This is a genomic window from Pseudomonas sp. W17 (assembly GCF_040268305.1).
Lineage (GTDB): Bacteria > Pseudomonadota > Gammaproteobacteria > Pseudomonadales > Pseudomonadaceae > Aquipseudomonas > Aquipseudomonas protegens.
Window position 1 is genome coordinate 5,489,642 of sequence record NZ_CP158490.1, and the last position, 18,674, is coordinate 5,508,315.

Annotated in this window: 20 protein-coding genes; 10 read left to right on the top strand and 10 right to left on the bottom strand. The window is 62.0% G+C overall.

Annotation, left to right across the window (positions count from 1 at the left end; genetic code table 11):
• Nucleotides 1-83: 83 nt before the first annotated feature.
• Nucleotides 84-1,436, bottom strand: a complete 1,353-nt coding sequence (locus tag ABCR88_RS25105) for a GntP family permease (protein WP_011062833.1) — start codon at nt 1,434-1,436, stop codon at nt 84-86.
• 84 nt (nt 1,437-1,520) lie between these two features.
• A complete protein-coding gene (locus ABCR88_RS25110) occupies nt 1,521-2,054 on the bottom strand; it encodes a gluconokinase (RefSeq protein WP_011062834.1) in 534 nt (177 codons plus the stop codon).
• Between the two features lie 215 nt (nt 2,055-2,269).
• Here ABCR88_RS25110 and ABCR88_RS25115 point away from each other — a divergent pair, with 215 nt between their 5' ends.
• Nucleotides 2,270-3,301: a LacI family DNA-binding transcriptional regulator gene (locus tag ABCR88_RS25115; RefSeq protein WP_011062835.1), complete on the top strand. Its 1,032-nt coding sequence runs from the start codon at nt 2,270-2,272 to the stop codon at nt 3,299-3,301.
• A gap of 6 nt (nt 3,302-3,307) precedes the next feature.
• On the opposite strand, the gene ABCR88_RS25120 is transcribed toward ABCR88_RS25115, so the two are convergent.
• Nucleotides 3,308-3,928 (bottom strand): LysE family transporter, encoded by a 621-nt coding sequence (locus ABCR88_RS25120; RefSeq protein ID WP_011062836.1) that lies wholly within the window; start codon nt 3,926-3,928, stop codon nt 3,308-3,310.
• A gap of 66 nt (nt 3,929-3,994) precedes the next feature.
• Between ABCR88_RS25120 and ABCR88_RS25125 the strand changes: the two genes are divergently transcribed.
• Nucleotides 3,995-4,924, top strand: a complete 930-nt coding sequence (locus ABCR88_RS25125; protein ID WP_350403649.1) for a LysR family transcriptional regulator — start codon at nt 3,995-3,997, stop codon at nt 4,922-4,924.
• A 4-nt stretch (nt 4,925-4,928) separates the two neighbouring features.
• On the opposite strand, the gene ABCR88_RS25130 is transcribed toward ABCR88_RS25125, so the two are convergent.
• On the bottom strand, nt 4,929-5,843 hold the full coding sequence (locus ABCR88_RS25130; RefSeq protein WP_011062838.1) for a LysR family transcriptional regulator: 915 nt from the start codon (nt 5,841-5,843) through the stop codon (nt 4,929-4,931).
• 123 nt (nt 5,844-5,966) lie between these two features.
• Here ABCR88_RS25130 and ABCR88_RS25135 point away from each other — a divergent pair, with 123 nt between their 5' ends.
• The 5 genes from ABCR88_RS25135 (at nt 5,967) to ABCR88_RS25155 (ending at nt 10,167) form a co-directional block, all read left to right on the top strand.
• A complete protein-coding gene (locus ABCR88_RS25135) occupies nt 5,967-6,398 on the top strand; it encodes a PACE efflux transporter (RefSeq protein WP_015636721.1) in 432 nt (143 codons plus the stop codon).
• A gap of 90 nt (nt 6,399-6,488) precedes the next feature.
• On the top strand, nt 6,489-7,121 hold the full coding sequence (locus ABCR88_RS25140) for a glutathione S-transferase (RefSeq protein WP_220223160.1): 633 nt from the start codon (nt 6,489-6,491) through the stop codon (nt 7,119-7,121).
• A 37-nt stretch (nt 7,122-7,158) separates the two neighbouring features.
• Nucleotides 7,159-7,902 (top strand): NAD(P)-dependent oxidoreductase, encoded by a 744-nt coding sequence (locus ABCR88_RS25145; protein ID WP_350403650.1) that lies wholly within the window; start codon nt 7,159-7,161, stop codon nt 7,900-7,902.
• A 179-nt stretch (nt 7,903-8,081) separates the two neighbouring features.
• Entirely contained in the window at nt 8,082-9,497 is a 1,416-nt protein-coding gene (locus ABCR88_RS25150) for an MFS transporter (RefSeq protein WP_019093580.1), read from the top strand.
• 160 nt (nt 9,498-9,657) lie between these two features.
• Complete coding sequence (locus ABCR88_RS25155) at nt 9,658-10,167, top strand: hypothetical protein (protein WP_350403651.1); 510 nt, start codon at nt 9,658-9,660, stop codon at nt 10,165-10,167.
• A 60-nt stretch (nt 10,168-10,227) separates the two neighbouring features.
• Here the strand turns inward: ABCR88_RS25155 and ABCR88_RS25160 are convergent, their stop codons facing one another.
• The gene (locus ABCR88_RS25160) at nt 10,228-11,547 is read right to left on the bottom strand and encodes a PAS domain-containing methyl-accepting chemotaxis protein (RefSeq protein ID WP_041119581.1); all 1,320 of its coding nucleotides are present in this window, start codon (nt 11,545-11,547) and stop codon (nt 10,228-10,230) included.
• A gap of 537 nt (nt 11,548-12,084) precedes the next feature.
• Entirely contained in the window at nt 12,085-12,945 is an 861-nt protein-coding gene (locus ABCR88_RS25165) for a LysR family transcriptional regulator (RefSeq protein WP_041119582.1), read from the bottom strand.
• 98 nt (nt 12,946-13,043) lie between these two features.
• Between ABCR88_RS25165 and gstA the strand changes: the two genes are divergently transcribed.
• Entirely contained in the window at nt 13,044-13,646 is a 603-nt protein-coding gene (gene gstA, locus ABCR88_RS25170) for a glutathione transferase GstA (RefSeq protein ID WP_041119583.1), read from the top strand.
• Nucleotides 13,647-13,911: 265 nt separating this feature from the next.
• Nucleotides 13,912-14,337: a GNAT family N-acetyltransferase gene (locus tag ABCR88_RS25175; RefSeq protein WP_325985133.1), complete on the top strand. Its 426-nt coding sequence runs from the start codon at nt 13,912-13,914 to the stop codon at nt 14,335-14,337.
• Nucleotides 14,338-14,355: 18 nt separating this feature from the next.
• On the opposite strand, the gene def is transcribed toward ABCR88_RS25175, so the two are convergent.
• From def to ABCR88_RS25190, 3 genes are all read right to left on the bottom strand, one after another.
• Nucleotides 14,356-14,895, bottom strand: coding sequence for a peptide deformylase (gene def, locus ABCR88_RS25180; protein WP_041119585.1), 540 nt, complete (start codon nt 14,893-14,895; stop codon nt 14,356-14,358).
• A gap of 2 nt (nt 14,896-14,897) precedes the next feature.
• Nucleotides 14,898-15,842 carry a YihY/virulence factor BrkB family protein gene (locus ABCR88_RS25185; protein WP_015636729.1) on the bottom strand — a complete coding sequence of 315 codons (945 nt, stop codon included), beginning with the start codon at nt 15,840-15,842 and terminating at the stop codon, nt 14,898-14,900.
• 186 nt (nt 15,843-16,028) lie between these two features.
• Nucleotides 16,029-16,220, bottom strand: a complete 192-nt coding sequence (locus tag ABCR88_RS25190) for a CsbD family protein (RefSeq protein ID WP_011062850.1) — start codon at nt 16,218-16,220, stop codon at nt 16,029-16,031.
• Nucleotides 16,221-16,430: 210 nt separating this feature from the next.
• On the opposite strand from ABCR88_RS25190, the gene ABCR88_RS25195 reads away from it, so the two are divergent.
• Complete coding sequence (locus ABCR88_RS25195) at nt 16,431-16,808, top strand: hypothetical protein (protein ID WP_015636730.1); 378 nt, start codon at nt 16,431-16,433, stop codon at nt 16,806-16,808.
• A gap of 61 nt (nt 16,809-16,869) precedes the next feature.
• Here the strand turns inward: ABCR88_RS25195 and fadD1 are convergent, their stop codons facing one another.
• Entirely contained in the window at nt 16,870-18,561 is a 1,692-nt protein-coding gene (gene fadD1, locus ABCR88_RS25200) for a long-chain-fatty-acid--CoA ligase FadD1 (protein WP_350403652.1), read from the bottom strand.
• Nucleotides 18,562-18,674: the final 113 nt, after the last annotated feature.

Sequence of the window (18,674 nt, forward strand, 5' to 3'; positions counted from 1 at the left end):
ACAAAAAAACCGCAGCGATGCGGTTTTTTTGTGGCCGTGCTATCGGTGTTTCGCGGGCAAGCCCGCTCCTACGGGCGGTGCTCTTAAACCACCAACGACAGCAGCAGGATAAAGATCAGCCCCACCACAGAAAGGATGGTTTCCATCGCCGTCCAGGTCTTGAACGTCTCGGCCACGGTCATGTTGAAGTACTGCTTGACCAGCCAGAACCCGGCGTCGTTGACGTGGGACAGGATCAGCGAGCCGGCGCCGGTGGCCAGCACCAGCAGCTCGCGGTTGACCCCGGGAATCATCCCTACCACCGGCACCACGATGCCGGCACCGGTGATGGTGGCCACGGTGGCCGAACCGGTGGCGATACGGATCACCGCCGCCACCAGCCACGCCAGGAGGATCGGCGAGATCTGCGCATTGACCGCCATATGGCCGATCACGTCACCCACGCCGCTGGTCACCAGCATCTGCTTGAAGCCGCCACCGGCACCGATGATCAGGATGATTGCCGCAGTCGGCGCCAGGCTGGCATCCAACAGTTTGAGAATCTGCTTGGAACCGATGCCCTGCTTGTAGCCGAAGGTGTACAGCGACAGCAGCAGCGCCAGCAGCAAGGCGGTGATCGGGTGGCCGATCATGTCCATCCAGATGCGGAAGAAGTGTCCGTCCGGCAGCGCCACGTCGGCGAAGGTCTTGAGCAGCATCAGGAACACCGGCAGCAGCACGGTCACCAGGGTCACGCTGAAGCTGGGCAACTGGGCGGCCTGGGGCTCGCGGGCCAGTTGGTCCACCAGTTCCTGGGACGGATTGCCGGGAATGTACTTGGCAATGAAAGTGCCGTAGATCGGCCCGGCGATGATCGCCGTGGGCAGCGCCACGATCAGCCCATACAGGATGGTCTTGCCGATGTCGGCGCCGAACACGCCGATGGCCAGCAGCGGCCCCGGGTGCGGCGGCACCAGGCCGTGCACCGCCGACAGGCCGGCCAGCAGCGGAATGCCGATCTTGATCAGCGACACCCCGGTACGCCGGGCAACGATGAACACCAGCGGAATCAGCAGCACGAAGCCGATCTCGAAGAACAGCGGGATGCCCACCAGGAAGGCGGCGAACATCATCGCCCACTGCACCCGCTCCTTGCCGAACGAGCGGATCAGGGTCTGGGCGATCTGATCGGCGCCACCGGACTCGGCCATCATCTTGCCGAGCATCGTACCCAGGGCCAGGATGATGCCGACAAAACCGAGCACGCCACCAAAGCCGTCCTGGAACGCCTTGATGATCTTGTCCACCGGCATGCCCGACGTCAGGCCGAGGAAACCCGCGGCGATGATCAGAGCGATGAAGGGGTGCAGCTTGAATCGGGTGATCAACACGATCAGCCCGATGATAGTGACCACTGCATCAACCAGCAGATAGGTCTCTTGGGACATGCCAAACATGGGATTGCCTCCGGTTTGTTGTTTTTATTAAAGCGTTAAAAACAAGGGCCGAGTGGGATAGCGCTACCTTTTTCGAGCCAGCACTTAATGTGAAGGTTCCAGGCCATGCTCCAGCCACCATTGGTTGGCCAGTTCGGCCAGGCGCTGGACGCTCAGGGTGCTGGCATCCAGGGCCAGGGTGAGCGGCTCCCCCACCGGGGATTCGAGAGTGGCGAACTGACTGTCGATCAGGGTCGAAGGCATGAAATGCCCTGGCCGGTGCGCCACACGGTCGGCGGCGACTGCCGGAGTCAGTTCGAGAAAGACAAAGCCCAGGCCGGGCGTGGCGGCGCGCAGGCGCTCGCGGTACTTGCGCTTGAGCGCCGAGCAGGTCAGTACCGGGTGCTGGCCGGCGGCCAGGGCACGACGCAGTTCATCGCACAGGCTGTCGAGCCAGCCGGCACGGTCTTCGTCGTCGAGGGGAATGCCGGCACTCATCTTGGCGATGTTCGCCGCCGGGTGGAAGGTATCGCCTTCAATGGCCATGGCGCCGCTGCGCTGGCACAGGGCCTGACTGACACTGGACTTGCCGCAGCCGGCAACACCCATGATGACCAGGGCGGTGATGGGTTGACTCATGAAACACCTCAGCGCGCAGACAGCGCTACCTTCGCAAATAAAAAATCTAGTACAAAAACAGTGTCTGCCGACGCCTTCTTGTCATTTTTGTGGGTTGCCGCGTATATAGTCCGCCAAACCAAAGAGCGAGGGTCAGGCACACCTCGCTCACGCATTGCAGCTGTTTCAGGACAGCGCTACCTTAGAGACTTGAATTTTGTTTGGCAAGCCGTCTGATGACCACTCATAAAAACGATAAAAACACCCGTACCACGGGCCGTCCCACCCTCAATGAAGTCGCCCGCCTGGCCGGAGTCAGCCCGATTACCGCCTCCCGGGCCCTGCGCGGCGTCAGCAGCGTGGCCACCGAACTGGTGGAAAAGGTGCAGAAGGCCGCGCAGGAACTGAACTACGTGGTCAACTCCGCCGCCCGCGCCCTGGCTTCGGCGCAGAGCCAGTCGGTGGTGGTGCTGGTGCCGTCGCTGTCCAACCTGCTGTTCATCGAAACCCTGGAAGCCATCCACCAGGTACTGCGCCCCAAAGGCTTCGAAGTGCTGATCGGCAACTGCCACTATTCTCGGGACGAAGAAGAAAACCTGCTGCGCAACTACATGACCTACCAGCCTCGGGGGCTGCTGCTGACCGGTTTCGACCGCACCGAAAGCGCCCGACGGATGATCGAGGCGAACAACATTCCCTGCGTCTACATGATGGACCTGGACTCCGGCGCCGGGCTCAACTGCGTGGGCTTCTCGCAATTGAACGCCGGCGAGACGGCGGCCCAGCACCTGATTTCCCGCGGGCGCAAGCACCTGGCCTACGTCGGTGCGCAACTGGACCAGCGCACCCTGCTGCGCGGCGAAGGTTTCCGCCGTGCCCTGCAGCAGGCCGGGCTGTACAACCCCGACCTGGAACTGCTGACCCCACGGCCCTCGTCCGTCGGCCTGGGGGCCGAGCTGTTCCTGCAACTGATGCAGAGCCAGCCCCAGGTGGACGCGATCTTCTTCGGCAACGACGACCTGGCCCAGGGCGCGCTGCTGGAAGCCATGCGCTGCGGGATCAAGGTGCCCGAGCAGGTGGCGGTGCTGGGCTTCAACGACCTGCCCTCCTCCGAACACATGGTGCCGCGCCTGAGCAGCATCAGCACGCCGCGCGAAGCCATTGGCCGCCGCGCCGCCGAACAGATGCTGACCCTGCTGGCCGGCAACAGCGTGGCCGAGCCGGTGGTGGACATGGGGTTTGAACTGCGGGTTCGGGAAAGCACCTGAAACGCCTCAGGGCCTGACGCTCAGGACACTGAGCAACAGGCCGAAGCCCACCAGCACCGCGCCGAACAACTGATCGATCCGGCGTTTGTAGGCCAGTAGCCGGCCGGCAATCGCCGGTGCCGAGAAAAACAGCGCCACCAGCACGAACCACAGCACGTGGGCCAGGACGATGATCGCGCCGTAGCCGATCTGCACCGGCAAGGCCGTGCCCGGCTGAATCACCTGCATGAACAGACTGAGAACGAAAATCATCGTCTTGGGGTTCAGGGCATTGGTCAGAAAGCCACTGCGCAAGGCGCCCCAGGTCGACATCCGAGCCCCCTCTGCAGGTTCTTCCCCCGGACGTTGCTCAGGGCTGCGCAACAGCTTGATGCCCAGGTAGATCAGGTACAGCGCACCCGCGATCTTCAAGCCGGTAAACCACAGCAGCGACTGCTGCAACAGCACCCCCACCCCCAGCAAGCTGTAGCCGATATGCACCATGACCCCGAGCCCGATGCCCAGGGCCGTGAACACGCCGTGGCGGCGCGAAAGCAGCAGGCTGTTGCGGGTCACCAGGGCAAAGTCGGCCCCGGGGCTGAGTACAGCAAGAATGGTAATGGTGATTACGAGTAACAGTTCGGTCACGTTGAATACGCCTAGACTATAGAATCAGGCGCTACTGTATTGGGACCATGACCCAGGCCGATAACGATGAAAACTGACATTCCTGGTGATAAAAACTCACAACTCTCGCGGCGGCGCCTGCCCCCGCTGAGCGCCTTGCGCTGCTTCGAAGCCGCTGCACGCCTGGAAAGCTTCACCCAGGCCGGCGCCACCCTGCACCTGACCCACGGCGCTATCAGCCGTGCGGTGCGAGCCCTGGAAGAGGACCTCGGCACCCCTCTCTTTGAGCGCCGCAGCCAGCGGGTCTTTCTCACCGCCGCGGGAGCCGAACTGCTGCACAGCGTGACCCAGGCCCTGGACCTGATCGAGAGCACCGCCAGCCGCCTGCGAGCCCCGGCTCCCGCAGCACCGCTGGTGCTGTCCTGCGAGCCGACCCTGCTGATGCGCTGGCTGATCCCGCGCATGCCGGGGTTCTATGCCGAGCACCCGCAAGTGCAGATCCAGCTGCTGGCCGGCGGCGGGCCCTTCTCGTTCGGTGCCGGTATCGACCTGGCGATCCGCCGCAACGACTTTGCCTGGAGCCGCGACACCCAGGCCCACTGGCTATTCGACGAAGCCATAGGCCCGGTATGCCGCCCTGAGCGCCAGGCCGACTGGACCCCGGCAACGGCCGGGCTCGCGCAACTGGCGGCGCAGGCCCCGCGCCTGCACAGCGCCACCCGGCCGCACGCCTGGCAACAGTGGCTGCAATTGCAGCAACAACCGGTTGCCCCGACGCCACCGGAGCAGGTCTTCGAGCACTTCTACTTCAGCCTGCAAGCGGCCGTGGCCGGGCTGGGTCTGGCCATTGCCCCCTGGCAACTGGTGCGTGACGACCTGGAGGGCGGGCTGCTGTGTGCGCCCTTCGGCTTTGTCGCCGATGGCAGCGCTTATTACCTGCTTTCCCCCCAGGCCATAGACCCGGATTCGGCCAGCGGAAAACTGCTGCACTGGCTGCGCCGGCAAGCCCTGGCCTAGGCACTCAGGCAGGCGGGGCCACGGCCCCCAGCGCCGGGTCCTCGCCGCTGAGCAATTGCACCAGGGCCAGGGCCCCCTTCTGCAAAGGCTGGTTCTTCAACCACACCGCGTGCACCGGCAACACCAGGCCGTTGTCGATGTTCTTGAAATGCAACCGTTGCAAGCGCCCCGCCGCCAGCAACGGCTGGATCACCGACAGCGGGAAATTGCCCCAACCGATCCCCGCCTCCACCATGTGCAGGGCCATCGCCAGGCTGTCGGTGCGCCACAGCGACTCGCCCACCAGGGGCCGGGTATCACTCAGGGGCAGGTCGCGGCTGGCCACCACCACCTGACGGACCTTGATCAGCTCTTCCAGGTACAGCGAACCGTCACTGGCCTGAAACACAGGGTGCCCGGCGCAAATGCAGGCAATCATCCGCTCGCAGCCCAGGTACTGGAAATACTCCAGGGCATTCACGCTCAACCCGGCAAAGGCCACGCCGACGCTGACCCGGCCACTGTGCAAAAGGTGCAGCACGTCATCCTGGGGAGCACTGAGCAGCTCGACTTCCAGCAGCGGATAACGCTCGGCAATCAGCTTGATGGCGGCCAGTACCCGTTGCTTGTCGATGTCATCCACCACCGCGATCGACAGCTTGCTCTCCAGGCCCAGGGATAGCTCGACGGCATGCACCTGCAATTGCTTGAGCTGGTCGGCAATCAGCCGCGCATGGGGCGCCAGGGACAAGGCCAGCGGCGTGGGCAGCGGCTCGCGGTGGCTGCGATCGAACAGCGCATACCCCAACTCCGCCTCGAGGTTGGCGATGCCCATGCTCACGGCCGAAGGCACCTTGCCCAAAGAACGCGCCGCCGCAGAAAAGGAGCCGCGATCGAGCACGGCGAGAAACAACTGGATGCTGTCGCTGGAGAAGTTCATGAGAAACAACCTATCAGGAAAACTGAAAGCTTCCGACTTTTTCTGTCATCTTGATTGAAGCTATCTTCCGCGCCCTGCGCCACCCTCAGGCTGGCCATTCCCATTCAAAATCGAGGAACCCGCATGCAAGGCGTGAAACGCAAACTGGTCTATGTCTCTTTATTCGAAGTGTTCGGCATGACCTTCTCGGCCCTGGGCCTGGCCCTGCTGTCCGGTACCTCGCCCAGCAGCACCGGACCGCTGGCGGTGGTCATCACCAGCATCGCGGTGACCTGGAACTTCATCTACACCACCCTGTTCGAGCGCTGGGAAAGCCGCCAGCCATCGCGCACCCGTACGGTCAAGCGGCGCATTGCCCATGCCGTGGGTTTCCAGTTGACCCTGATCGTGTTCCTGATCCCGCTGATCGCCTGGTGGATGGCGATCAGCCTGGTGCAGGCCTTTCTCCTGGACCTGGCGCTGATCCTGTTCATCCCCTGCTACACCTTTGCCTTCAACTGGCTGTTCGACCGGGTTTTCGGCTTGCCGGCCTCGGCCCTCCCCGATCCGGCCTGAGATACCCGTATCGGCAAATTGATCGTCGCCGAGACGACGCCACGCTGTTAGATTCCCATGGCCATCCAGTGCCACGAACAAGGAAGCGTCATGGGAACCCGCTGCAGAATTCTCGGTAAAGCCTCGTCCATCAATGTCAGGAAAGTCTTGTGGACCTGTGAGGAGCTTGGGCTTTCCTACCAGCAGGAAGACTGGGGTAGTGGCTTTCAGTCCACCCATACCCCCGAGTTTCTCGCCCTCAACCCCAATGCCCAGGTGCCGGTGCTGATCGACGACGCCGGGGTCCTGTGGGAATCCAACAGCATCTGCCGCTACCTGGCCAACCTGCACCCCGGCAGCGGCCTGCTGCCCACCGCCCCGCGCGCCCGGGCCCTGGTTGAACAGTGGATGGACTGGCAGGCCACCGAGCTGAACCCGTCCTGGAGCTATGCCTTCATGGGCCTGGTGCGCCAGCATGCGGATTACCAGGACAGCCAGCGCATCGGCGCCAGCCTGCTGGCCTGGAATGCCAAGATGCAAATCCTCGAACGCCAGCTCGAGCGCTCGGGCGCCTATGTTCTGGGCGAGGATTTCAGCCTTGCGGATATCGTTCTTGGCCTCTCGGTGAATCGCTGGAAGATGACCCCCATGGAGCACCCGGCCTACCCCGCCGTGGCCGCCTACTACGAACGCCTCAGCCTGCACCCGGGCTTCATGTTGTACGGGCGCAATGGCATCGCCTGAGCTGGCCATCCCTGTTCTGGCCCATCGGAGATTCGAAATGAACGGACTTAACGTACTACTGACCGGCGCTTGCGGCAGGATCGGCAAGGTGTTTTTTCAGGGCTCCCAAGAGCGCCACCGCTTCACCCTCACCGACCGGGTGGAGCCGGATTTCGAAATCCCCGCGCCACACCGCTTCGTGCGCCTGGACCTCGACGACCCGCAAGCCATCGGCCGCCTGCTCCCGGGGATCGACGTCATCGTGCACCTGGCCGGCATTCCCCATGCCAGCGCCAGCTTCGACGAGTTGCTGCCGAACAACATCCTCGCCACCACCTACCTGTTCGAGGCCGCGGTACAGGCCGGTTGCCGGCGCCTGGTATTTGCCAGCAGCGCCCAGACCATCGAGGGCTACCCGGTGGACCGGCAGATCACCCCGGGCATGCCGGTGATGCCAGCCAACCTGTATGGCGTGAGCAAGTGCTACGGCGAGGCGCTATGCTCCTTCTATGCCGCCAAGCGCGGGCTGTCCTGCATTGCCCTGCGCATTGGTGCGTTCGAGGACCCGAAACACCACGAACTGACCACCACCCGCGACCTGAGCGCCTGGCTCAGCCCACGGGATGCAGTGCAGCTGCTGCAACGGGCAGTGGAAACCCCGGGGGTGCAACTGCTGATCGGCCACGGCATTTCCAACAATCGCTTCAAGCGCCTGGACCTCAGCGAAACCACCCGGGTGCTGGGCTACGAACCGGTGGACGATGCCTTCCAGGAAGATTTCGGCATTCCCATCACCTACTGAGCCACCACCGGGCACCCGCCGTCACGCGCGGGTGCCCAGCATTGCGCTATAAATCCGGCAGATGTAACGAAATACGACAATAAATCAGCGCATCCTCCGGTTTACGCACGTGGATTCACAATCCTTGGTTTCCGTTAGCAGGCTAAGATTTCCGCTCTGTGTCCTGTGGAATTCCCTGCATGCCCGCCTCTGCCCCGCTCACCAGCGACCTCGACCCTCAACGCGCCGCCGGCATCAGCGCGCGCATCGACCGCCTGCCTGCCGTGGCCACGATCTGGCGCCTGGTGGCGCTGCTGTCCATTGGCGGTTTTTTCGAGCTGTACGACCTGTTCCAGACCGCCTACATCAGCCCGGGGCTGATCCGCGACGGGATCTTCGCCAGCGGCAACCAGGGGGTGTTCGGTTTTTCCGACCAGGCGGCCTTCGCCTCGGCGACCTTTCTCGGCCTGTTCCTCGGCGCCAGCCTGCTGAGCCCGATAGCCGACCGCTTCGGACGCCGGGCGATCTTCACCTTCGCCCTGATCTGGTACACCCTGGCCACGGTGCTGATGGGGCTGCAGAGCACGGCGCTGGGGATCATCTGCATGCGATTCCTGGTGGGCATCGGCCTGGGCATCGAACTGGTGACCATCGACGCCTACCTCAGCGAACTGGTGCCCAAGCGCATGCGCAGCTCGGCCTTCGCCTTTGCCTTTTTCGTACAGTTCCTGTCGGTGCCGGCAGTGGCGCTGATGTCCTGGTGGCTGGTGCCCCAGGCGCCCTGGGGGATCTCCGGCTGGCGCTGGGTGGTGCTGGCCAGTGCGGTGTTCGCCCTGTTCATCTGGTGGTTGCGCTCACGCTTGCCGGAGTCGCCACGCTGGCTCGCCCAGCACGGGCGCTTCGACGAAGCCGACCGGATCCTGCAAGGCCTCGAGACCCGTTGCGCCCGGGACTACGCCAAGCCGCTGGATGAGCCCGAACCCCAGGCCGTGGATATCCAGGGCCGTGGGCGCTTCGCCGATATCTGGCAACCGCCCTACCGCCGCCGGGCCCTGATGCTGATCGTGTTTCACGTGTTCCAGGCCATCGGCTTCTTCGGTTTCGGCAACTGGCTGCCGGCGCTGCTGTCGGGCCAGGGCGTGAGCGTCACCCACAGCCTGCTGTACGCCTTCATCATCACCCTGGCCTATCCCCTGGGGCCGCTGCTGTTCGTGCGTTTCGCCAACCGTTTCGAGAACAAGTGGCAGATCGTCGGCTCGGCCCTGGGCGCCATGACCTTCGGCACCTTGTTCGCCCTGCAGAGCAGCGCCCTGGGGCTGATTGTCTGCGGGGTGATGATCACCTTCTGCAATGCCTGGCTGAGCTTCAGCTACCACTCCTACCAGAGCGAATTGTTCCCCACCAACATTCGCGCCCGGGCGGTGGGCTTCTGTTACTCGTTCAGCCGTTTGTCGACGGTGTTCAGCAGTTTGCTGGTGGGCTTTTTCCTCGAGCATTTCGGCACGCCCGGGGTCCTGGCCTTTATCGTCAGCAGCATGCTGATCGTGATCCTGACCATCGGCCGCTTCGGGCCGCGCACCCGCAACCTGGCCCTGGAAGACATTGCCCACGCATGAAGACGGCGCCGGCAGCGGTTGCCTGAAAGCGGCAAGACTTGTCCGCTTGCTGGCAGCCACGACCGGCGTCTTGAGCCAAGCCCTTGATATACAAGGGCGTATCAATCGGCATGGAACTTGCTAAAACCTCAGCCTAGTTCTCTTACACAGGTTCCCGATCATGTTGGTCAACGCCCAGAAATCCGTTTCGGTGCAGCCCACCTCGCGCACCGATATGGACCCGACTACCGCAGCCGCCAGCGCGCTGTACAGCGGCATGCTGCAACAGGCCCAGAACTCCGTGACCTATCCGGCGTCCCAGTCCTCCAGCCAGCAGGCCAACAGCATGGACGACAACGTCAACGCCGCCTTCGCCAAGACCCGCGTGCTGCTCCAGGCCACGCCACCGACCGCCAGCGCCGCGCAGGCTACCAGCGCGACGGAAACCGGCGCGCTGAGCGAGTTCAAGGACTACATGAGCAAGACCCCGGAACAGCGCCTGCGCGACAGCATCCTCAAGGACATGGGGCTGACCGAGGAAGACCTGAAGAACCTGCCGCCAGAGCGCCAGCTGGCGATCAACCAGGAAATTGCCCAGCGCCTGCAGGACAAGATGCAACTGGCCAAGGAAGAGAAAGACGCCAAGGACAGCGCCAAACCGGTGGACGAGAAGTTCCTCGCGGCGCTGTAACCCCGCTGGACGCAAAAGGGTTCCCCATGGGAACCCTTTTTTGTGCCCGGCGAAAACCGGCTACTGCAACTGCAGGGTCGAGTTGAACTGGCTGATGGCATCCACCACGTGCCGCGAGCCCTGCTGGATCTCCAGGATCACCTCTCCCGCCTCATTCGCCAGTTCGACCCCGAGCCCGGTGCGGCTCAGGCTCGACTGCATGCTGGTCACCGCGCTCGTCGACAGGTCGTGGTTCTTGCGCACCACCTCGACGATTTCCACCGTCGCCTGGCTGGTGCGCGCCGCCAGGCTGCGCACCTCGTCCGCGACCACGGCGAAACCGCGCCCGTGCTCACCGGCACGGGCGGCCTCGATGGCTGCGTTGAGGGCCAGCAGGTTGGTCTGGTCGGCGATCCCGCGGATGGTCTGGACGATGCTGCCGATGATGTCCGACTGCTTGCTCACCGCATCGATGCTGTGGGCCGCTTCATTGAGGTCATGGGAAATCTGCTGAATGATTTCCACGGTCTGCTGCACCACCTCCGAGCCCTTCTGCGCACAGGCGTCGTTCTGCACCGAGGTGCTGTGGGCGGACTCGGCGGCGGAGCGCAAGGTGGTCATCTGATCGGTGATGTCGCTGGCGATCTTCACCACCTTGTACAGGCGGCCCTTGGTATCGAACAGCGGGTTATAGGAGGCTTCGAGAAACACCGTCTGCCCATACTTGTTTTCCCGCTCGAAACGATGGGAGTGAAACTCGCCACGGTTCAACGAAGCCCAGAATTGCTTGTACTCCGGGGATTCAGCCTCGCAACGGTGGCAGAACATGCTGTGATGCTGGCCAACGATTTCATTCAGGGTGTACTGCATGGTCTTCAGGAAATTGTCGTTGGCGGTGATGATCCTGCCGTCGGGGCTGAACTCGATGATGGCCATGGAACGGCCGATAGCGTTCAGCAGGCTCTGGTTCTCATGTTCGACATGGATGCGTTCGGAGATGTCCGACGCCACCTTGATCACACTGCGCACCTGACGATCGGCATCGAACACCGGCATGTAGCTGGCTTCGAGCCAGATCTCCCGGCCACGCTTGTCCAGGCGCAGAAAAGTCCCGCTGACCGGTTCGCCACGCCCCAGATCGCGCCACAGCTTGCTGTACTCCTCGCTGCGATAGAACTCTTCCTCACAGAAGATCCGGTGATGCTTGCCACGTATGTCTTCTGCGGAGTAGCCCATGACCTGGCAGAAGTTTTCATTGGCATCCAGCACGATGCCATCGGGCGAGAACTCAATCATCGCCATGGAACGACTGATCGCCGCCAACTTGGCGTTGGCCTCGCTCAGCGCACAGTTGAATCGTTCGATTTCCAGCAGGTCAGCCTTGTGATGTAGGTTAAACATGGTTGTATCACCTTCAACGCTGTCTTTTGATTGACGGAAGTTTCTAGTCTTTCAACTGATCCACCACAACGATCTATAAAACAGGGCAAGCGCCTCCCTCCATATGAGAGAGGAAGTGTCAGGTGATAAATGATGTTTAATCGGAGAGTCCATGTTGCAACGCTCTTATCAAGCCATCCTTTACTTGATGCCCCATTTCCGGGCCTGACCTAACAAAGTTAAGAAACTCCATCTAAATCGACACTCCTGATACTGCGGTGCCTCTAACTGCGCACTCTCGCCTTTATTCATGGATTCAATACTGCGCCCTGGATGAAGGTCGCACGCATACCGGTTACAACGGCGCAGGCCGCGCGGGACGGATACTCATAGGCCAACAGATACGAATTTTCACAATTGAGCATAGACAGCCGCAGTCTCTATGCAAGGCCACTAGTCAGTCTGTTTTCACAACTTTCGAGGTATTGAAGTGCATTCGCGACAAGTAACAAACAAGACATAAACAGAGCCTGTGGCAAAGCCCGGGAAGCTCCCGCACTAAAACTCTTCGAGGGTCGACACAAACGCCTGGACCAGCACACTCGACTCCCGCCCCGGCGCCGCTACCAGGGCGAACTCCCGCTCCACTCCTGTGCTCAGTTCCAGCACCCGCAACCCTTCGCGCTGCACCGGTAACGTACTCTGTGGCACCAGAGTCACTCCCAGCCGCTCGCGCACCAGGCTGAAGGCACTGTTCCATTCCCGCACCTCCACCCGGACGTCGGCCAGGGGGATCCCGGCCTCGGCGGCCAGGCTGCGGGCATTCACCGAACAGCCCCCGGTGGCCAGGACAAAGGGCTGCGCCAGCAAGGTTTCAAGGTCGATGGTCGAGGCCTGCCAGGGGTGATCTTCAGGTAGCACCGCGACCCACGAATCACGCCCCAGCAACCAAGAGCGGCGCTCGGGGGCCGGGTTGAGCACGACCCCAAGGTCCACCAGTTGCGCCTCTAGCAGCGTTTCGACCTCATCATCACTGACCTCCAGCTGCACCACCTCGATGCCCGGATACAGCTGCTTGAAACGCCGCAGCAACGGCGGCAGGAAAGTCGCCAGTACCATCGGAAAGCCCGCCAGTCGCACACTGCCTTGAGGAATGCCCCGCGCCGCGTCCACCTGCCGGCGGACCTCGGCCAGGGCCTCGAGCATCACCCGCGCCTGGGCCAGCACCTGCAAACCGATCGCCGTGGGCAGCGCCTGGCGGCTCTCGCGGACAAACAGCTGCACCCCGAGCATGTCCTCCATCTGGGCGAGGGCCTGGCTGGCCCCGGACTGGGTCATGCCCACCTGCTCGGCGGCCCGGGTGATGGTGGCGCACTCGGCAATCGCCACCAGCAGGCGCCAGTGCATCAGGTTCATCATGGCAGTAGCTGTCCTTATGGCAGTGTTCTGAAAGATTAATTTTACCCATGTTGCCGCCTTGCACGACACTGGCTCGCACTTTCACCAGAGACCTGCCGATGAAACTCTACTACGCCCCACAAGCCTGCTCCCTGGCCTCCCATATCGTGTTGCGCGAACTGCAATTGCCGTTCGAGGCCATCCGCGTCGACAACCGCAGCAAGCGCACCGCCGACGGCCGGGACTTCCTCGCCATCAACCCCAAGGGCTACGTAGCCGCGCTGCAACTGGACAATGGCCAGGTCCTCACTGAAGGCCCGGCCATCCTGCAATACCTCGCCGACCTCAAGCCCGAGTCCGGCCTGGCCGCGGCCAATGGCAGCTGGGAGCGGGTGCGCCTGCAGGAAACCCTGAACTTCATCACCAGCGAAGTGCACGGGATCATGGGCTGGCTGTTCAATCCGGGGTTCGATGATGGGGTGAAAGAGGTGTTCAAGCAGAAGTTGTTCAAGCGCCTGGCCTTGCTCGAGCAGACGCTGGAACACCAGGACTACTTGCAAGGCGCGCAGTTCGGGATCGCCGATGCCTACCTGTTCACCGTTCTGCGCTGGACGGCATTGTTCGCCATCGACCTGGCGAACTGGCCGGCGCTGTCGCGGTTCCAGGCCCGGGTCGAACAGCGACCGGCGGTACGCGATGCCCTGGCGCTGGAACTGGCCTGAGGGGAGAGAGCACGAAGCCCGCAGGGCGGGCTTCGTCAAAGTGATCAGTGGCCGAAGATATTCACTTCGGTCTTCTTGGCCTTTTTCTCGGCGCGTTTCTCGTCTGCGCTCTTTGCCGGCTTTTTCTTGGCATTTTTCTTGGCGTTCATACCTTTGGACATGACGTTCACTCCACTGATGCGGGAAAGGCTTCAGGTATAGCACCTATAGTCGGCCAGGGTTCTTTTATAATCCGCCGGCCCCTGTTGCCAAATCCGGAAACCTCATGCCCGACCTCCAGATCAACCTGCTTGCCGAGGTTGAACGGCCCTTGCTGAACAAGTTCTATCGCCAGCACCGGTCATCCATGCGCGCCGCTTCCGAGGGCCAGCTCTGGGTTGCCAGAAGCAGTGAAATCATCGCTGGCATGAGCCTGAGCCCGGCAGCTGAAGGCTATTGGCTGACGGGCCTGTTCGTCGCCCCGACCAGTCGCGGCCAGGGGCTGGCCACCCAGCTGGTGGGGCAGGCCGTACAAAGCGTCGAAGGCCCGGTCTGGCTGTTCTGCCATCCGGACCTGCAGGCCCTGTACCGGTCGATGGGCTTCTACAGCACGACCTGCCTGCCACACGCCTTGAACGAACGGCTGGCCCGCTACCAGCGCAGCAAACCGTTGCTGGCCATGGCCATAGACCGGCCTGGGTCGAGGCCCTGACACCGGGCGGGCCGGGGCTTATTCGTCGGCGTTGGGGTCGAGGTCGGGAAACAGCACTTCGGTGAAGCCGAACTTGCTGAAATCGCTGATCCGCGAGGGGTACAGCCGGCCGATCAGGTGATCGCACTCATGCTGCACCACCCGGGCGTGGAAACCCGAGGCCACGCGCACAATGGGCTCGCCCCTGGGGTCGAAGCCTTCGTAGCGGATGTGCTGGTAGCGCTGCACCGCGCCGCGCAGGCCGGGAACCGAGAGACAACCTTCCCAGCCCTCTTCCAGCACCGGGCTCAAGGGCGTGATCAGCGGATTGATGAGGATGGTTTGCGGCACAGCTTCGGCTTGCGGATAACGTTCGCTGTGCTCGAAGCCGAAGATCACCAGTTGCAGGTCGACACCGATCTGCGGCGCCGCCAGGCCGACGCCACCCACGCTTTCCATGGTCTGGAACATATCGTCGATCAGTTCCCAGAGCTCGGGGCTGTCGAACATTTCCGGCGGTACCGGCGGGGCGATGCGCAGCAGGCGCTCATCGCCCATCTTGAGGATTTCACGGATCATGATCAGGCTTCGTCAGTGGTCGGCTTGAGCGAGTGGTCCCGGCCCAGTCCCGAAACGTGTTGTTTTTCGTCGTGCTGGTCAAAGTCCTTTTCGCCAGGGTCCTTGCCTTCGGCCGACATGTGTTCGATCACCGCGTTCATCTCCGCTCCCAGCAACAGCACCGCGGCGGAGATATAGAAGTACAGCAACAGCACGATGATCGCACCGATACTGCCATACATGGCGTTGTAGTTAGCGAACGTCTTCACGTAGTAGGCAAAACCCAGGGAAGCGACGATCCATACCACCACCGCCAGCACCGAGCCCGGGGTGATGAAACGGAATTTCTGCTGCACATCGGGCATCACGTAGTACATCAGGGCCACGGCCACCATCATCAGCAGCACGATCACCGGCCAGCGCAGGATGGTCCACAGGGTGACGATGAAGTCCTCCAGGCCCACCTGCCCCGCCAGCCAGGCCATCACCTGCGGCCCCAGCACCATCAGCGCCGCGGCGGCCAGAAGCATGCCGGCAATGCCCACGGTGTAGAACACCGACAGCGGGAAGCGCTTCCAGATCGGCCGCCCCTCGACCACGTCGTAGGCGGCGTTCATCGCGCTCATCATCAGGCGTACACCCGCCGAAGCGGTCCACAGGGCGATGACGATACCGATGGACAGCAGGCCACCCTTGGACTGCTGCAATTGATCGATGACCGGGTTGACCTGCTCCAGGGCCTCGTGGGGCAGCACCAGCTCCGACTGCAGGCGCAGCCAGGTGAAGAAGTCCGGCAGATGGAGGAAACCGATCAGGGCAATCAGGAACAGAATGAAGGGGAACAGCGAGAACAGCATCTGGTAGGCCAGTGCCGAGGCGTAGGTGGACATCTCGTCCGCGATGAACTCATTCACCGTGCGGATCAGTACCCGGTGCAGGGGCAAACCTTTGAGGTCCGGAAAAATCATAGCGTCTCCTTTCGCCGCAAAAAGGTTGAAGTCGATAGCGACTCAGGGGGCGTTTTCTACAACAAATTAGCCTAGTTGGCGAACCGCAACCATTTCCAGTGGCCGATTCCACTCTCTCACCCACACCTCACATGAAAACGGCCATCCGTGGATGGCCGCTGCAGTGGGTCATCGAACAGGCCGTTTTCAGGCCTTGTCGATGGTCTTTTTCACTGCATCCTTGGCTTTGCCCACCGCTTGCTGGGCTTCGCCTTTCTTCTCCTGCAGCTTGCCTTCAGCCTGCAGCTTGGTGTTGTCGGTGGCTTTGCCGACACCTTGCTTGACGTTACCGATGGCTTCGTTAGCCAGACCTTTTGCCTTATCCGCTGTGCTGCCCATGGTATTTCTCCGTAGAACATTCATTGATCGAACAAAGGGGATTGCGTCGTTACCCAAGGTTGACCCGCGGCTTTCGCGCAGAGTTTCAATTATTTTTGCCGGGCATTTCATCGCGCCGCCCAGGTAGCGCTTTATGTTTGCCGGGCAACCCGGGAGAATGCTTCCCCTGTTCAGGCCAAGCACTGAAGATCCAATCCCCGTAGGAACGTTATGAAACTCGATAAAAAGCAGGCTATCGCCCGCAGGAACCAGGAACTGGGCGGTGCGGTGCTGGGCGTCAACAACTGCCACTTCGCGGAGCTGAACCGCAACCGCAATATCTGGTGGTTCGATATCCTGGTCACCCGCCTGGCCATCGGTCAGTACGAATGGGTGCACCTGCTGCTGCACACCCCGGACACCGATCAACTGCTGCACCTGAAAGTGCCTACGGTGTTCCTGCGGGAAAAACTCGAAGGCCTGGTGATCCGCAACGAAGGCAAGCGCAAGGCCGCCCTGAGCCTGGAGTTGAGCGCCGACAAGGACTCCTTCCTCAAGGACGTGCGCCCGGCCGGCACCGGCGTGAGCTTCGCCCAGTTCCAGCAGTAAGGCGGGCGCCGCCCAATAAAAAAGCCCCGCACTGGCGGGGCTTTTTTGTGGGCGCTGCGGCTTACTTCTTCACGCCGAGCTTCTTCAGCTCTTCGTCACGCAGCTCGCGGCGCAGGATCTTGCCGACGTTGGTGGTTGGCAACGCATCGCGGAACTCAACAGCCTTGGGCACCTTGTAGCCGGTGACATTGGCACGCATGTGCGCCATCACCTGCTCCTTGGTCAGGGTCACGCCCGGCTTGACCACGATGAAGATCTTGATGGTCTCACCGGATTTCTCGTCCGGCACGCCGATCGCCGCGCACTGCAGCACGCCCGGCAGCGAGGCCAGTACGTCTTCCAGCTCATTGGGATAGACGTTGAAACCGGAGACCAGAATCATGTCCTTCTTGCGGTCGACGATGCGGATGTAGCCATTGGGCTGGATCAGCGCGATATCACCGGTCTTCAGCCAGCCTTCGCTGTTGAGGACTTCATCGGTGGCATCCTGGCGCTGCCAGTAGCCCTTCATCACCTGCGGGCCCTTCACGCACAGTTCGCCGACTTCGCCCAGGGGCAGCTCTTCCCCGGCGTCGTCCACCACCCGGCACAGGGTCGAAGGCACCGGAATGCCGATGGTGCCGATCTGGATGTTCTGGATCGGGTTGACCGTGGCCACCGGGCTGGTCTCGGTCATGCCGTAGCCTTCGCAGATCGGGCAGTTGGTCACTTCCTTCCAACGCTCGGCCGCCGCCAGTTGCAGGGCCATGCCACCGGACAAGGTGACTTTCAGCGCCGAGAAATCCAGCTTGCGGAACGCTTCACTGTTGCACAGGGCGACAAACAGGGTGTTGAGGCCGACAAAGCCGCTGAACTTCCACTTCGACAGCTCCTTGACCATCGCCGGCAAGTCCCGCGGGTTGCTGATCAGGATGTTGTGGTTGCCCATGAGCATGATGGCCATGCAATGGAAGGTGAACGCATAGATGTGGTACAGCGGCAGCGGGGTGATGAGGATCTCGCAGCCTTCATTGAGGTTGGAGCCCATCAGCGCCTTGCACTGCAGCATGTTGGCCACCAGGTTGCGGTGGGTCAGCATGGCGCCCTTGGCGACCCCGGTGGTGCCACCGGTGTATTGCAGCACTGCCACGTCGCTACTGGCAGGATTGGCTTCCTGCACTGGCTGGCCATGGCCCTTGCGCAGAACGTCATTGAACTTGACGGCCTGGGGCAGGTGATAGGCCGGCACCATCTTCTTCACGTACTTGACCACGCTGTTGATCAGCAGGCGCTTGAGCGGCGGCAGCAGGTCCGCCACTTCGGTGACGATCACGTGCCTGACCCCGGTCTTGGGTACCACGGCCTCTGCCAGGTGGGCCATGTTGGCCAGGCAGACCAGGGCCTTGGCGCCGGAGTCGTTGAATTGGTGTTCCATTTCCCGCGCGGTGTACAGCGGGTTGGTATTGACCACGATCAGGCCGGCGCGGATCGCACCGAATACCGCGATCGGGTATTGCAGCAGGTTGGGCAGTTGCAAGGCGATTCGATCGCCGGGCTGCAAATCGGTATGCTGCTGCAGGTACGCGGCAAAGGCCCCGGACAGTTCGGACAGTTCACCGTAGGTGATTGTCTTGCCGAGGTTGCTAAAGGCCGGTTTGTTAGCGAAACGTTGGCAGGACTGCTTCAACACCGCCTGAATATTCGGATACTCGTCTGGATTGATATCGGCAGCAATCCCAGCTGGGTACTTATCCTTCCAAAAGTCTTCGATCATGGAAGCCCACTCCTCAGCAACGCGAATTCATCACCGCATTTGATGCGATTATTATTTGTCTGTGTTTTTTATTGGTGTCTATTGTTGGTGAGTCTGGCTTTTACTTAGGCCGA

Excerpts from the sequence above, each read along its gene's own strand:
- ABCR88_RS25105 (WP_011062833.1), bottom strand. The coding sequence starts at position 1,436 with ATGTTTGGCATGTCCCAAGAGACCTATCTGCTGGTTGATGCAGTGGTC.
- ABCR88_RS25110 (WP_011062834.1), bottom strand. The coding sequence starts at position 2,054 with ATGAGTCAACCCATCACCGCCCTGGTCATCATGGGTGTTGCCGGCTGC.
- ABCR88_RS25115 (WP_011062835.1), top strand. The coding sequence starts at position 2,270 with ATGACCACTCATAAAAACGATAAAAACACCCGTACCACGGGCCGTCCC.
- ABCR88_RS25125 (WP_350403649.1), top strand. The coding sequence starts at position 3,995 with ATGAAAACTGACATTCCTGGTGATAAAAACTCACAACTCTCGCGGCGG.
- ABCR88_RS25130 (WP_011062838.1), bottom strand. The coding sequence starts at position 5,843 with ATGAACTTCTCCAGCGACAGCATCCAGTTGTTTCTCGCCGTGCTCGAT.
- ABCR88_RS25135 (WP_015636721.1), top strand. The coding sequence starts at position 5,967 with ATGCAAGGCGTGAAACGCAAACTGGTCTATGTCTCTTTATTCGAAGTG.
- ABCR88_RS25140 (WP_220223160.1), top strand. The coding sequence starts at position 6,489 with ATGGGAACCCGCTGCAGAATTCTCGGTAAAGCCTCGTCCATCAATGTC.
- ABCR88_RS25145 (WP_350403650.1), top strand. The coding sequence starts at position 7,159 with ATGAACGGACTTAACGTACTACTGACCGGCGCTTGCGGCAGGATCGGC.
- ABCR88_RS25150 (WP_019093580.1), top strand. The coding sequence starts at position 8,082 with ATGCCCGCCTCTGCCCCGCTCACCAGCGACCTCGACCCTCAACGCGCC.
- ABCR88_RS25155 (WP_350403651.1), top strand. The coding sequence starts at position 9,658 with ATGTTGGTCAACGCCCAGAAATCCGTTTCGGTGCAGCCCACCTCGCGC.
- ABCR88_RS25160 (WP_041119581.1), bottom strand. The coding sequence starts at position 11,547 with ATGTTTAACCTACATCACAAGGCTGACCTGCTGGAAATCGAACGATTC.
- ABCR88_RS25165 (WP_041119582.1), bottom strand. The coding sequence starts at position 12,945 with ATGATGAACCTGATGCACTGGCGCCTGCTGGTGGCGATTGCCGAGTGC.
- gstA (WP_041119583.1), top strand. The coding sequence starts at position 13,044 with ATGAAACTCTACTACGCCCCACAAGCCTGCTCCCTGGCCTCCCATATC.
- ABCR88_RS25175 (WP_325985133.1), top strand. The coding sequence starts at position 13,912 with ATGCCCGACCTCCAGATCAACCTGCTTGCCGAGGTTGAACGGCCCTTG.
- def (WP_041119585.1), bottom strand. The coding sequence starts at position 14,895 with ATGATCCGTGAAATCCTCAAGATGGGCGATGAGCGCCTGCTGCGCATC.
- ABCR88_RS25185 (WP_015636729.1), bottom strand. The coding sequence starts at position 15,842 with ATGATTTTTCCGGACCTCAAAGGTTTGCCCCTGCACCGGGTACTGATC.
- ABCR88_RS25190 (WP_011062850.1), bottom strand. The coding sequence starts at position 16,220 with ATGGGCAGCACAGCGGATAAGGCAAAAGGTCTGGCTAACGAAGCCATC.
- ABCR88_RS25195 (WP_015636730.1), top strand. The coding sequence starts at position 16,431 with ATGAAACTCGATAAAAAGCAGGCTATCGCCCGCAGGAACCAGGAACTG.
- fadD1 (WP_350403652.1), bottom strand. The coding sequence starts at position 18,561 with ATGATCGAAGACTTTTGGAAGGATAAGTACCCAGCTGGGATTGCTGCC.